We start from the raw sequence: 12,986 nt of genomic DNA on the forward strand, positions 1-12,986 counted from the left end.
GTTATGATTATGATCAAATCATCATATATGATTGCCTATATAAAAAGATGTAGTAAAAATGTAATATATGATCCCAAATATGGGATCAAGGTAATCAAATGAACTATCAGGATCTGTTTATCTTTCTTAAAGTGGTGGAACGAGGCAGCTTTCTCTCGGCTTCAGAATCGTTATCGGTCCCCACATCGACTGTCAGCCGCAAGGTTCAGCAGCTGGAAAATGATCTGGGTTATAAACTGATGCACCGCAGTGCACGAAAAATGGTGCTGACGGAGGCGGGTGTTAAGTTCTATAACCGTTGTCAGCCGCTCTTTACTGAGCTGGAGTACGCCGCTAAAGAGCTTGATGATGAGTTGGCAGAGCCTTCCGGGTTGCTAAGGGTAACCGCGCCGGTCAGCCTCACCAATGATCTGTTGGCGGAGTGGTTTTTTAAATTTATGGAGCGCTTTCCACGTATCAATCTGGAGCTGATAGTGGTTAACCGTAATATCGATCTGGTAGAGGAGGGGATCGATGTCGCGTTCCGTATTGGGGACGTGCGGATGCAGAACTGGATTTCAAGACCGTTAATGGAGTCAAGCTTCAGTGTTTGTGCCAGCGAGGATTATCTGCGTCGACGGGGAGTGCCGCAACACCCGCAGGATCTGTATCAGCACACCCTGATCGTAACCCGAAGAAACCCGGTGTGGAACTTCAGTAAAGGGGATGAAACAGTCAAAATTGTGGGTGATGCGCGGATGAAAGTCGATGAGCTGAATATCGCTGCACGGGCGGCAGAAAATGGGCTGGGTATTGTTAACCTGCCGGATTATGTTGTGACTAAGTCATTGATCGCTGGCCGGTTAAAAAAACTGATGCCGGGTTGGCAGCCGCACCCGCGGGAAGTGCATATGCTGTATCCAGAGCGCAAATACATCCCCGGCAAGGTAAGGCTGTTTATCGAGTTTGTGATGTTCCATGCAAACGAGAAGCGGTTTAACTGATCTGTTTGCTGCTGATCAGCTTGTCCGGCTCGTAGTATTGCGGCCAGTATTTCTTAACCACCTCACCGGCGCTGTCAAAGGTATGGCAGGTGTTGAGCGTATGGGGGCGGTGCTCCTCACTGGCGTGCTCATGTCTGGCTTCCCTGGCCTGATGGGTTGCCTGAAATGCGGTAGTTGCCACCGGGCCAAGCAGCTCAAGAAGATGGGTGCATCCATTGGTGCCACCAAACAGCTCTTTGCACTGTTTGGTGAATCCGGGCGCTATTCTCAGGCCGATCAGCTGTTTGTACGCATCAGCAATTGACGGGCAGACTGTAAAAGGCGTGTGCTCCATACTGGCAACTGCATCGAGAATATTGAAATCCAGATCGATGGTCAGCCTGATTGACATATCGTGAATAGGCTCGCCAGGATTTACCGGACTCAGACTCCGGTCGCGCAGCGTAATCGGGATGGTTTTGATATCGGTCAGATGGCCTTCGATATCCCATAGTCCGTCAGTGCGTTCAAATCCCTCACAGGTGACAGTGCGGGTGTGAATTTTTGTGCGTTCAGCAGGTTGAGGTAGTGGCATAGAATCTGTTCTTTCTAATAGTAATAGTTTATCGGGCGCTCACTCGCTGGGGGCGCCTGGTAAAATATTAAACCCATAAACTGTTGTGGCTTGCAATCTTTTGTTGCAGTTGCTTACAAGCCACCAAAGCGTTTGTAGAAGCGGGGAGCGGGTTCGGGCAGAGGACCATCGGCGGTCTCCTGGGTTGAGGAGAGGTGTTCCTCTGCCCGCTTATAGATCAACCGGTAGATGTTGCGGCACAGCACTCTGGCGGAAGTTCCGCTCCAGTCGGCCGGCAGTAATTTTTCCGGCAGTTGCGGGTCTCTCAGCAGGATTCTGCGGTAGTGATGGATCATCAGGGTGCGGAGCTGGAAACACTGCTCCGGGTCCAGTTCGGACTGCCCCTCCAGGGCTCTGAGAATCGGTCGGAAACGCTCCAGGAACGCCTGATAACCTTCAGCCAGTTGGTCAAGATTCCAGCACTCATGCACCAGCTCTTTCAACGGAATAGAGGTCTGGCTGCCTACCAGTTCGGATTTCATATGGATCACATCGTTGAGCACGCATAGTTCCTGCAGCGTACTGCTGACCTCGGTTATGTCTGCCATTGGATGTGCCATGACGCTGGGAGTGATATTACCGAAGCCAAGCCATTCAAGCTCTTTTTTGACAACTTTACGCAGCTCATTATCAAGCTGAGTGGTGACAATCATATCCCACTTGCCATCCCACTCGGGATAAAGCTCAGCGTAGATCCGCCTGAATGCACTTTCAAATCGGCGACGTCCTGTGTCCGTCAAACTGTAAAAACTTTTCCGGCCAACCTGGCTGGAAGCCAGCCAACCATCTTTTGTCAGCCGGAAAATCGATGTTCTCACCAGTCGCTGGTTGAGTCCCAGTGGCTCCAGCAACCTGATCAGACTTCCCAGCCAGACCGTTCCACCCCGGGGGGAAATGGCATCGCCATAGATAGTGATGATCAGAGAACCGCCCCGGATCGGGCGTTGATTCTTAAAGTCATCGACCAACTCTTCAATACAACGGAGTTTGTTCATGGGCTACTCATAAATCAGAACGGAAAGGGTATCCAGGCTAACCGGAAATGCTGATAGCGGATATTACCAGTAAATCAACGAGTTTATGAGCAAAAAACGAACTCATCAACATAGTAAGAGGTAATTAAATCCATATGGTCTATAAGTAAATGTAACTCAGGGCTATTGCTGCCGGGATGCCTGGATAGCATAACTGGCTGTAACAGAGCAGACGCAGAGTAGATAAAGGTGAATGTGGTTATAGGTGTTTACCTGTAAATACTATTAAGTTAACATGTTAACTAAAAGCTGGATCAGATGACTCTCTGAGTGACAGGATAAACGAACAGAGCACAATGCGGCTTGTTCAGGTTCACAGAAGAAGGCTGATCAGGCGAAGCAGGGCAACGGAGGCGCTGTAATATTTAACTGATACATATATCTTTTTAATGTTGTATGGAATTGTATCACTTAGTTGGTTATGATTCGAAAGACCCTGACCCGAATAGTCAGGATAAATAATAAATAGGGGCAAAACCCCAATGATCTCTTAATAACAATAACTGACGTATTAAACGTTCAAGAGATAGCCAGGAGATAGACCGAATGACAAAAATGACTTTCCTGAAAAGTGCGGCCGCGATTGCACTGGGCACATCACTAACTACCGTTGCTCTGGCTGATACTACACTGCGTGTAGCCAGCTGGTTGCCACCTACCCATCCACAAAATGCTGTTGTCTGGCCTACCTGGGCTAAGTGGGTTGAAGATGCTACCGAGGGCCGTGTTAAGGTTGAGATTGAGTATGGGCTGGGCCATCCAAAAACCATGTTTGAACTGGTAGAAGATGGCGTAGTAGATGCTTCGTGGAGCTATCATGGCTATGTGCCGGGGCGTTTTAAACTGACGCAGGCGGTAGAGCAGCCGCTGCTGGGGGCGAGTGCAGAAGCGGCATCTGTCGCCCATTGGCGTGTACATCAGAAATATTTTGCTAAGGCTAATGAGCATGATGGTCTTGAGGTGATTGGTCTGTTTACCCATGGGCCTGGTCAGATCCATCTGGCTGAACCTATCTCTTCTCTGTCAGAGCTGGAAGGAAAGAAGATCCGTCTTGGCGGTGGTGTTCAGGGTGAGATCGGTGCGCGTATGGGCGTGACGGCGGTTGGTGCGCCAGCTCCCAAAGTCTACGAGATGATGCAGCAGGGCGTTATTGATGGGGTGTTTATCCCAATGGGCGAGCAGAAATCTCTGCGTCTGCATGAAGTTGCCCGCAATGTTGTTGCGCTGCCGGGTGGCATGTATCTGGGCAGCTTTGGAATCTTTATGAACCCCGACTTCCTGGCTGATCTTGATGCTAAGGATCGTGAAGCTATTCTCAGCGTGTCTGGTGAAAAACTGTCGGCAATGGCTGGGCGTGCCTGGGATGCTGCGGATATTGAAGGACTTAAAGCCGCGCAGGAAAACGGTGTAAACGTGGTTCAGGTCAAAGAGGGCGAGCCGATGGCTGAAGAGTTTAAGGCGCTTACCAAGGGCATGGATGAGGCCTTCTATGAGTCTGTAGCTGACCGTGGTGTCGACGCTAAAGCCGCGTTGGCTGAGCTGCGTCAGATCGCCCGCAGCTACAAGTAAGGAGCCTGCTATGTCCTTCAGTGCCTGGATGACAGCGCACTACGAGGAGAAGGGGCCAGTCGTCTGGCTGGCCTTTCTCCTTGAATTGGTAGCTGCCATCACGTTGTTCTTTATGATGATGCTGACCTGTGCCGATGTGTTTGGACGGTATTTTCTCGATAATGCGGTTGATGGTGCGACAGAGTTAACTGAGATGAGTCTCGCTATTCTCGTTTTTGCTGAGATGCCTGTTATAACCTGGCGCGGTGGTCACGTAGTCGTTGATATTCTGGACCGGCTACTAGGCGGTACGGTAATCAAAGTGTTGGGTCTGCTGTCTGCGCTGCTTATCTCTACTTCGTTGTATTTTCTTGCTGTTCGTATCCATGAACTGGCTGTACGTTCAAATAGTCGGGGCGAGGTGACCGAGTTTCTGCAAGTTCCGGTCGGTTATATTGTCGATTATATCGCCGTGATGAGCTGGGCGACTGCTGCGCTGATGATCAGTTACGGTATCTACCGGCTGCTTTTCCTATCCCGGGATTGATTCCGGGGTCTCCGGTATTAATGCGCTGACAACGTTACAGGTATTATAAGAATGATTACTGCATTAACTGGTTTTGTAATTTTGTTACTGTTCATCGTGGTGGTCCGCGTGCCGATCGCATTTGCGATGGGCCTGGTGGGCTTCTTTGGTTTTGCGTATATGCAGGGCCTGAGCTTTGATAATTTTATGGATTTTAACTGGAACTCCTCTCTGACGATGGCTTCCAAGCGGGTGATTAATACTGCTCAGGAGTATAGCCTGTCAGTGATTCCGCTATTTATCCTGATGGGGAATCTGGTTACCAAATCAGGACTTTCTCACGAGCTCTATCGGGCATCCTACGCCTTTCTCGGCCACCGCAAGGGCGGTTTGTCGATGGCTACAGTGGTTGCCTGTGGTGGTTTTTCGGCCATTTGTGGCTCCAGTCTGGCGACTTCCGCGACGATGGCAAAGGTGGCGATGCCACCGATGCGCAAGTATGGCTATGCCGATTCTCTGGCCACTGCCTCCATTGCTGCAGGTGGTACTCTGGGAATACTGATTCCACCCTCGGTTATTCTGGTTATCTATGGTCTGCTGACCGAGACCAGTATCCGTGAGTTGTTTGCGGCGGGCTTTATTCCCGGATTCCTGGGTATTTTGCTCTATCTCTGCGCTGTCAGATTTGTTGTCTGGCGCACCCCTGAAGCGGGGCCTTGCGGTGAAAAGATGAGCTGGCCCGAGCGGATTCAGGCATTAAACGGTGTCTGGGGTGTGCTGCTACTGTTCTCTGTGGTGATGGGAGGAATCTATCTCGGTATCTTTACACCGACGGAAGCGGCGGGTATCGGTGCCGGTGGTGCATTTATTATTGCCCTGTACCGCAGGTCGCTTAGTTTTGGTAGTCTGTTTGATATTCTTACGGATACTGCCCGTACCTCGGCGATGCTCTTCGGAGTGTTGATCGGTGCGCTGATCTTCTCCAACTTTATTAACCGTGCCGGCCTGCCGTCAGACCTTCTGGATCTGGTTAACAATCTGGATGTCGCCCCAATGGTGGTTATTCTGGTTATTCTTGCGATCTACATTGTGCTGGGCATGGTGTTCGAAAGTTTGTCGATGTTGCTACTAACAGTGCCGATCTTTTTCCCGCTGGTTCAGAGTCTCGGTTTTGACCTGGTGTGGTTTGGTATTGTTGTTGTCGTGGTGACAGAGATCAGTCTGATCACGCCACCGGTGGGCATGAACGTATTTGTTTTGAGTGCGGTGCTGAGAGACGTTAAAGCCAGTACTATTTTTAAGGGGGTTACCCCGTTCTGGTGTGCTGATATCGTTCGCCTGGCGCTGATCACCTTTATCTCATCGATATCGCTGTTTCTTCCTGAGCTGCTGTATCGTTAATATACTACGGCCCCTTACTCATAATAGGGAGACGGGGCTCTTTAACAGAAGGTTACTGCTATGCTACCTGATGTAAAAAAAATCCTGTATGCGTCTGATATCGATAAAGGTTCACGTCCTGCGTTTCGCGCTGCGGTGAGTCTGTGTGGCCATTATCATTCTGAAATTACCTACCTGCATGTGATAGAGCCTCTGAGTGCCTCAGCGCAGAGTATTGTTCAAAACATGATTAGTGAGGCTGATCTGAATGAGCTGCATGATCAGAGCCTGGAAAACCTGAAATTTAAAATTGAGGAGCGAATCCAGCGTTTCTGTGAGTCGGAACTCGAGCAGAATGAGATCCTTGATGAAGGTTCTGTAACCTCCCGTGTCGAGGAGGGAACTCCCTGGAAAACCATTCTCAGGGTAGCGGATGAGATCAACGCCGATGTCATCGTGATGGGAACCCGGACGCACTCAGCTATGGGACAGTTCCTGCTCGGCTCAACCGCCAATAAAGTGATGCATAACTCAAAACGGCCGGTGCTGATCGTGCCACTCTGATCGCTGTATTAGCAGATAAAAGCGGCTTCTGAAGTCGCTTTTTTTGTGCTTCAGACCAATGATTATTATCTTTATGGAATTAATATTGTGTATCAGCGTATGCCCTGATAGGTTAAAGCCTGATCAGTGTTCAGGAGAGACAGTGAATGGATGTTTTGTCGGCAATGGCTGTATTCGTCAGGGTGGTAGATCTCAAAAGCTTTTCCCTGGCAGCCTCTGAACTGGGAATCTCCAGCTCATCAGTGAGTAAGCAGATTTCACATCTGGAACAGCATGTCGGTGCCCGGCTTCTGCAACGAACAACCCGGCGTCTCAGTGTCACAGAAGTGGGGGCCGCCTACCATGAAAAGTGTCAGGCGATTCTTGCAGATGTGGACGAAGCAGAAAACCTGGTGTCCCAGTTGCAGGGCAAGCCCAGGGGGCTGCTGAGGATTAACTGCAATATGACCTTTGGTCAGTTGTTGCTGTCAAAGGCGATCCCAGAATTTATGGCCGCTTATCCGGATGTGCAGCTGGAAGTTGCTCTCGATGACAGCGATGTCGAGCTGCTCAAAGAGGGGTTTGATCTGGCGTTGAGAATAGCCCACCCTAAACTACCTGATTCCAGTCTCATCGCTCGTCAGATAGCTTCCATCCCGCTGTTCCTCTGTGCCACCCCCAGCTATCTGGCGCAGCATGGTCATCCTCAGACACCTGAGGATCTCAGGCAGCATAACTGTCTGGTCTTTATGCTGGCAAGTAATACCAATCTCTGGACCCTGACAAACGCTGAAGGCAGCCAGACTGTACAGGTCAGTGGAGACCTGAAAGCGAACAACAGTCTGCTGGTACTACAGGCTGCCCTGGCGCATCGGGGGGTGGCTAATCTGGCCTCATTTGTAATCGAACACTATGTTGAGGAGGGACGTTTGGAATTACTGCTTCCAGAGTTTCAGGCGGAGCAACTCAGCCTTTATGCTATCTACCCTGATCGTAAATACAGCCCTCCGAAAGTCAGTTTATTTATCGAGTTTTTTCAGGGCTGGCTGGAAAATAATCTGCAGCAAAAACTACACTGCCAAAGCCGTGCTTAATCCTGGACTGACCGTTTATTATGATAATCTACTTTTAGTGTTTCCTGTAAGCATCTGTTTAATAATAAAATATATTGGGTAAGATAAATGATTCTGTATGACTATTGCCGCTCTTCAGCGGCTTATCGTGTTCGTATCGCCCTGAATCTTAAAGAGGTTGAGTATCAGCAGGTTCCGGTCAGTTTGCTTGCCGGTGAGCAGCGTTCTGCCGAGTATCTGGCCAGAAATCCCCAGGGGCTGGTTCCTGCGCTTGAGGACGGAGCACTGCTGCTTACTCAATCACTGGCGATCTGTGAATATCTCGAGGAATCCTGTTCTGGTGGAGCGCCGTTAATGCCAGCAACGCCTGCTGATCGGGCTACCGTGCGGGCAATGGCACAGCTGGTTGCCTGTGATATCCATCCGCTTAATAATCTGCGTATGCTTAACTATCTGGTGTCTGAACTGGGCGTCAGCGAAAGCGAGAAAACCGAGTGGTACCGGCACTGGATCTATCAGGGGTTTACCGCGCTGGAACAGCTGCTTAGCCAGGTGTCTGGCCGTTATAGTTTTGGCGATCAGGTGACGCTGGCGGATCTTTGTCTGGTTCCGCAGGTGTTTAATGCGAACCGGTTTAACTGCGACCTTGAGCGCTACCCCAACATTGTCCGGGTAAATGAAAACTGTTTGCAGATTCAGGCGTTTGCCGCCGCCCATCCCGATCTGCAGCCTGGAGCATGAAGTGGCTTAGCAAGGCCGCAAATGCGGCCCAGGGGATATGCTGAGGCCAGAGAAGATCAGTCGATATCACTGAGCGCCTGCATCGCTTCTTTACTCCAGTCGAGGGCTTTGCGATAGCAGGTTTCATAGAGGTTTGAATCGAAATTGGTTGGCAGCAGATCCCAGTCGCCCGCTTCATAGTTGCCAACATACATCAGCGTTTCGCCCATCTCGCCCTCATTCAACAGAATCGCATTTTTAATCTCGTCACTCAGGGGGACTTCCCGGAGCATCGATTCACGATCAATATCCAGCAACAGGTGTAAATTGGACATCATACCCGTCATGAAATAGCTGCCGGGATTGCTTCGTTTGCTTGCCAGTGCGATCTCTTCGCACATCCGCCCCCGCACCAGCAGACTGCGGCAGATCTCTTCTGGTTTGCCGCTCTGGTTGTTAAGCGCAATCAGAGTCGCCCACTTCCTGATCTGCGTCATTCCCAGCATAACGATTGCTTCAGTCAGGGATTCAAGCTTACGCACCAGGGAGTAGGCCGCTGAGTTGACGATACGCAGTAGCTTATAGGTGAGTACCGGATCGCGGATAATCAGGTGTTCAAGTCGCTCAGGCGTGGTGTTGGGATTCTGAAGTTCCTGCACCAGTTCAAACAGCGCAGCCTGGTTTGGGTCAACTTTCTTTCCTTTAACCGGTTTCGGTTTGCTGAGGAAGTGTCCCTGAAACAGCTTAAAGCCGAGCTTATTGCATGCTTCCAGCATCTCGACCGTCTGGATTTTTTCTGCCAGCAGGGTGACTTTGAAGGGCGTTAGCAGACGCACCTGCTCAGCCACTTCCTCAACACTCATGTTCTGCACATCAACCTTGACGATATGCGCCATCTTGAGCAGGGGTTCATACGCTGCTTTATAGGTGAAATGATCCAGTGCGATGCGGTAACCCGCCTTGACCAGACGGTAAATAGCGGTGATGATTTCGCGATCAGGTTTAATATTCTGATGCACTTCGAGGACAATATTTTTACGGGGCAGCTCAGGGAAATCGTCAGACACCAGCAGGTCTCGATTGAGGTTGATAAACGCTGGTACCCGTTTCAGTTCCCCCTGATCAGAGATGCTGGTGTAGGAGTTAAGGATAACCTCACTGGTGGAACCGGCATTGCGGAACAGGCTGTTATCCGAGTCCTGATCGTCCCGGTAGAGCAGTTCATAGGCTACAACCCGCTGGCTGCGGTCAAAGATCGGCTGGCGGGCCATCAGAACTTGTGAATCTGATGTGCTTTCCATATAGTTTTTTCCATTCGAAACTGCTTTTTGCTACAGCATATAATCAGCAGTTTCTGTTGTCAGCTGTGTTTATCACCAATACAGGTAATAGGATTATGGGATAAACAGCAAAAGAAGTCGCTGTTTTCTATGCGACAGGTATAATGTTGCTCCCTGATTTAGCAGACTGTGATTATGAGTACAATTAACTGGTTCCCTGGCCATATGCACAAAGCCCGCAAAGAGATCGCCCAGGTGATGGATGAGATCGATGTGGTGATCGAGGTGCTTGATGCGCGCCTGCCGGTTTCCAGTGAAAATCCGATGGTGTCTCAGCTGCGCAAAGGAACACCAGTCATCAAGTTGCTGAATAAGAGTGATCTGGCGGACCCTCAACGAACGCAGGAGTGGGCGGCGTTTTATAACAGTCTGCCCGACACTCAGGCACTGATAATCGATTATTCGCAGAAAAAGCTGATCAGCACTATTCCCGATCTGTGCAATAAACTGGTGCCTTCGCGAAGTAATCATGGGCGTCAGGTTCGGGCGATGATTATGGGGATACCCAATGTTGGCAAGTCCACCATGATCAATGCCCTGTTGGGCAGGAAAATCGCTAAAGTTGGCAACGAGCCGGCGGTTACTAAGGGGCAGAAACGTTTTACCCTGCGCAATGGTATGGCGTTGTCCGATACGCCGGGGATGTTATGGCCTAAAATTGAAGATATCGATTCAGGCTACCGCCTGGCCGCCAGTGGGGCTATTAAAAATACCGCCATCGAATTCGAGGATGTTGCGCTGTATGCTGCTGAGTTTTTGCGTAAAGCATACCCTGAGCTGCTGGTGGCTCGCTATAAACTGAAGCAACTGCCTGAGCGCGGCGACCAGGTGCTGGAAGAGATTGGGCGCAAGCGTGGCGGACTGAGACCTGGTGGCAAGATCGATATGCATAAAGCATCAGAAATACTGCTTAACGAATTACGCGGAGGTCAGCTGGGACAGATAACCTACGAAACGGTCGATGAGTGGCTGTTAAAGTGGGAGCAACAACAGCTTGAAGCAGAGCGTCTGGAGCAGGAAAGAGAAGCGCAGGAAGGGCTGGAGGCAGGGTCACAGAGTGATCGCCCGGCTCAGCGAAATAAAGGTAAATGAGATGACACGTATTAAGAAAAAGCGTACTTCACCAAAACCCATCTTTCTCGATGTGCCCCGGCGCAGCGAAAAGCTGGCTGATCCCGATAGCTATGAGAGCCGTAAGCGCCGCAGTCTGGAACAGAAGAAAAAGCATAAGTCTGTGTACGAAAAAGCCCGTGAAGCTGAATTAGCGGCAGAGTCCGCTGAGGCTAAACGTGATACGCCGCTGGCGGATAAGATCCGTCGACTGAAACGCGCCGAAGAGGCTCGCCAGGCGGAAGCCGAAGATAAATAAATCCCTCCGGAGTTTGATCTCCGCCAAAGCCTCATCTACGTTTACTGGTGCCTGCAGATAAACTGCAGGCGGTAAATGGAGATCGGACTATGACTCATGCTGATGTTCATCGTGCGGGCGATTCGCCTGCCAGGGTTGATCTGAAAGAGGGTGAGACCTATTGCTGGTGCGCCTGTGGCCGTTCGGCAACTCAGCCTTTCTGTGATGGTTCTCATCAGGGTACAGGACTGGATCCGGTGGTCTTTGTTGCCCGCAAGAGCGAAACCGTGTTTCTCTGCCGTTGTAAACAAACCGCTACACCGCCGCTTTGTGATGGTAGTCACAGCCGTACGGGCGGTAACAGCCAATAGCACTCGCTACAACCGACCTGACTGGGTACAATGCGTTTCTTTTTTTAGCGGGAAATAGTTACCTTGCAACAGGTTGATGTGGTTATTATCGGGGCTGGTGCTTCCGGTCTGATGTGTGCTGCTACGGCAGGCTATCGGGGACGTTCGGTGCTGGTGCTTGAGCACACGGCTAAGATCGGCCGGAAGATTTTGATGTCGGGCGGTGGCCGCTGCAACTTCACTAATCTCCATAACTCACCCGCGAACTTTATTTCAGAAAATCCGCATTTTTGTAAATCGGCGTTGAGTCGCTACAGTGCGCAGGATTTTATCGATCTGGTTGATCGTCACGGGGTGGAGTATCACGAAAAAACGCTGGGGCAGTTGTTCTGTAACGAATCCAGTAAGGAGATTCTTCAGGTTTTACTCACCGAGTGTGACTGGGCAGGGGTTGAGATCAGAACCGAAACCGAGGTACATAAGCTGAAACAGACCGAGTGCGGTTTTCAGCTGCAAACCACTGCTGGCAATATAGCGGCAAAATCGGTTGTGATTGCTACCGGTGGGTTGTCTATTCCAAACGGCGGAGCCACCAGTTTTGCCTACGACATCGCCGAGCAGTTTTCGCTGGATCTGTTACCGCGTAGCGCTTCTCTGGTGCCTTTTACCCTGCAACCCAAAGATAAAGAGCAACTGAGCGAGCTGTCCGGTGTTTCACATCGGGTGCGGGCGAGTATCGGTAAAACCAGCTTTGTTGAGATGATGCTGTTTACTCACCGGGGGCTGAGTGGCCCTGCGGTGCTGCAGATATCCAACTACTGGCAGCCGGGGATGGAAGTTGAGATCGACCTGTTTCCCGATTTTGATCTGTTAGCGTGGTTGAAAGAGCAGCGGGAACAACGCCCAAAAGCAGAACTGACCACCATCATGGCGCAGCAGATGAGTAAGCGGATGGCGCAAATACTCTGTGCCAAATTTGAACTCTCTGGCGTAATAGGAAACCTCTCCAATAAGCAGCTTGAAGCGGCTGCTGCTGCATTCTGTTGCTGGAAAATTAAACCGTCCGGTACTGAAGGTTATCGTACAGCTGAAGTCACACTTGGCGGTATAAATACTAATGAAATCAATCAGAAAACTATGGAAGCTAAATCTGTTTCTGGCCTGTATTTTATTGGCGAGTGCCTCGATGTAACCGGCCATCTGGGTGGCCATAACTTCCAGTGGGCCTGGGCGTCCGGGGTGGCTGCGGGGCAGGCGGTTTAGTTGTGTCAGGGTATTTAAATTTTAGACAAAGGTAATAAAATTTAGACAAACGGTAATGAAAAGCTAGACATATAGGAGATTGTCTAGCTTTGTGGAAATACTTTATTCCTGCTGGTCTGCCTTCATTCAAAGTCGATTTAAATTAGGCTTTCACGACATCTACCTTCAAAATCGCCGTCGGGGTAAAACAAAGTTTAGTTCAAAAGCTGTGTGTCGAGCCAAAGAGGTCATACAGTTGGGATCACAAATGTTCCGATAACAACCA

At 50.2% G+C, this 12,986-nt stretch carries 14 protein-coding genes; 11 read left to right on the forward strand and 3 right to left on the reverse strand.

What is annotated here, in order from left to right:
* Positions 1-98: 98 nt before the first annotated feature.
* Entirely contained in the window at positions 99-983 is an 885-nt protein-coding gene (locus tag BMY09_RS11965; protein WP_091358395.1) for a LysR family transcriptional regulator, read from the forward strand.
* Here the strand turns inward: BMY09_RS11965 and BMY09_RS11970 are convergent.
* Positions 976-1,557: a DUF2889 domain-containing protein gene (locus BMY09_RS11970; protein WP_091358397.1), complete on the reverse strand. Its 582-nt coding sequence runs from the start codon at positions 1,555-1,557 to the stop codon at positions 976-978. The genes BMY09_RS11965 and BMY09_RS11970 overlap by 8 nt on opposite strands.
* Positions 1,558-1,670: 113 nt before the next feature.
* Complete coding sequence (paaX, locus tag BMY09_RS11975) at positions 1,671-2,591, reverse strand: phenylacetic acid degradation operon negative regulatory protein PaaX (protein ID WP_091358400.1); 921 nt, start codon at positions 2,589-2,591, stop codon at positions 1,671-1,673.
* Between the two features lie 585 nt (positions 2,592-3,176).
* On the opposite strand from paaX, the gene BMY09_RS11980 reads away from it, so the two are divergent.
* From BMY09_RS11980 to maiA, 6 genes are all read left to right on the forward strand, one after another.
* Positions 3,177-4,199, forward strand: coding sequence for a TRAP transporter substrate-binding protein (locus BMY09_RS11980; protein WP_091358401.1), 1,023 nt, complete (start codon positions 3,177-3,179; stop codon positions 4,197-4,199).
* Between the two features lie 10 nt (positions 4,200-4,209).
* The gene (locus BMY09_RS11985; protein ID WP_091358404.1) at positions 4,210-4,725 is read left to right on the forward strand and encodes a TRAP transporter small permease; all 516 of its coding nucleotides are present in this window, start codon (positions 4,210-4,212) and stop codon (positions 4,723-4,725) included.
* Between the two features lie 51 nt (positions 4,726-4,776).
* Entirely contained in the window at positions 4,777-6,105 is a 1,329-nt protein-coding gene (locus tag BMY09_RS11990; RefSeq protein ID WP_091358406.1) for a TRAP transporter large permease, read from the forward strand.
* A 60-nt stretch (positions 6,106-6,165) separates the two neighbouring features.
* Positions 6,166-6,648, forward strand: coding sequence for a universal stress protein (locus BMY09_RS11995; protein WP_091358408.1), 483 nt, complete (start codon positions 6,166-6,168; stop codon positions 6,646-6,648).
* Positions 6,649-6,794: 146 nt separating this feature from the next.
* Entirely contained in the window at positions 6,795-7,721 is a 927-nt protein-coding gene (locus tag BMY09_RS12000) for a LysR family transcriptional regulator (RefSeq protein WP_091358409.1), read from the forward strand.
* Positions 7,722-7,808: 87 nt separating this feature from the next.
* Entirely contained in the window at positions 7,809-8,441 is a 633-nt protein-coding gene (maiA, locus tag BMY09_RS12005; protein ID WP_091358412.1) for a maleylacetoacetate isomerase, read from the forward strand.
* Positions 8,442-8,497: 56 nt separating this feature from the next.
* Here the strand turns inward: maiA and BMY09_RS12010 are convergent, their stop codons facing one another.
* A complete protein-coding gene (locus BMY09_RS12010; protein ID WP_091358415.1) occupies positions 8,498-9,721 on the reverse strand; it encodes an EAL and HDOD domain-containing protein in 1,224 nt (407 codons plus the stop codon).
* 174 nt (positions 9,722-9,895) lie between these two features.
* Here BMY09_RS12010 and ylqF point away from each other — a divergent pair, with 174 nt between their 5' ends.
* The 4 genes from ylqF to BMY09_RS12030 all read left to right on the forward strand — a co-directional run bounded on the left by ylqF (position 9,896) and on the right by BMY09_RS12030 (position 12,721).
* Positions 9,896-10,852, forward strand: coding sequence for a ribosome biogenesis GTPase YlqF (gene ylqF, locus BMY09_RS12015; RefSeq protein ID WP_091358417.1), 957 nt, complete (start codon positions 9,896-9,898; stop codon positions 10,850-10,852).
* 1 nt (position 10,853) lies between these two features.
* Positions 10,854-11,129 carry a hypothetical protein gene (locus tag BMY09_RS12020; protein WP_091358420.1) on the forward strand — a complete coding sequence of 92 codons (276 nt, stop codon included), beginning with the start codon at positions 10,854-10,856 and terminating at the stop codon, positions 11,127-11,129.
* An 89-nt stretch (positions 11,130-11,218) separates the two neighbouring features.
* Positions 11,219-11,479 (forward strand): CDGSH iron-sulfur domain-containing protein, encoded by a 261-nt coding sequence (locus BMY09_RS12025; protein ID WP_091358423.1) that lies wholly within the window; start codon positions 11,219-11,221, stop codon positions 11,477-11,479.
* Between the two features lie 63 nt (positions 11,480-11,542).
* Positions 11,543-12,721 (forward strand): BaiN/RdsA family NAD(P)/FAD-dependent oxidoreductase, encoded by a 1,179-nt coding sequence (locus BMY09_RS12030; protein ID WP_091358425.1) that lies wholly within the window; start codon positions 11,543-11,545, stop codon positions 12,719-12,721.
* The last annotated feature ends 265 nt before the right edge of the window (positions 12,722-12,986 follow it).

The sequence above is a fragment of the Amphritea atlantica genome, from assembly GCF_900111095.1.
GTDB lineage: Bacteria > Pseudomonadota > Gammaproteobacteria > Pseudomonadales > Balneatricaceae > Amphritea > Amphritea atlantica.

Coding starts and splice junctions, on each gene's coding strand:
- paaX (WP_091358400.1), bottom strand. CDS start 2,591: ATGAACAAACTCCGTTGTATTGAAGAGTTGGTCGATGACTTTAAGAAT.
- BMY09_RS11985 (WP_091358404.1), top strand. CDS start 4,210: ATGTCCTTCAGTGCCTGGATGACAGCGCACTACGAGGAGAAGGGGCCA.
- BMY09_RS11990 (WP_091358406.1), top strand. CDS start 4,777: ATGATTACTGCATTAACTGGTTTTGTAATTTTGTTACTGTTCATCGTG.
- BMY09_RS12020 (WP_091358420.1), top strand. CDS start 10,854: ATGACACGTATTAAGAAAAAGCGTACTTCACCAAAACCCATCTTTCTC.
- maiA (WP_091358412.1), top strand. CDS start 7,809: ATGATTCTGTATGACTATTGCCGCTCTTCAGCGGCTTATCGTGTTCGT.
- BMY09_RS11980 (WP_091358401.1), top strand. CDS start 3,177: ATGACAAAAATGACTTTCCTGAAAAGTGCGGCCGCGATTGCACTGGGC.
- BMY09_RS11965 (WP_091358395.1), top strand. CDS start 99: ATGAACTATCAGGATCTGTTTATCTTTCTTAAAGTGGTGGAACGAGGC.
- BMY09_RS12000 (WP_091358409.1), top strand. CDS start 6,795: ATGGATGTTTTGTCGGCAATGGCTGTATTCGTCAGGGTGGTAGATCTC.
- BMY09_RS11970 (WP_091358397.1), bottom strand. CDS start 1,557: ATGCCACTACCTCAACCTGCTGAACGCACAAAAATTCACACCCGCACT.
- BMY09_RS12025 (WP_091358423.1), top strand. CDS start 11,219: ATGACTCATGCTGATGTTCATCGTGCGGGCGATTCGCCTGCCAGGGTT.
- BMY09_RS11995 (WP_091358408.1), top strand. CDS start 6,166: ATGCTACCTGATGTAAAAAAAATCCTGTATGCGTCTGATATCGATAAA.
- ylqF (WP_091358417.1), top strand. CDS start 9,896: ATGAGTACAATTAACTGGTTCCCTGGCCATATGCACAAAGCCCGCAAA.
- BMY09_RS12010 (WP_091358415.1), bottom strand. CDS start 9,721: ATGGAAAGCACATCAGATTCACAAGTTCTGATGGCCCGCCAGCCGATC.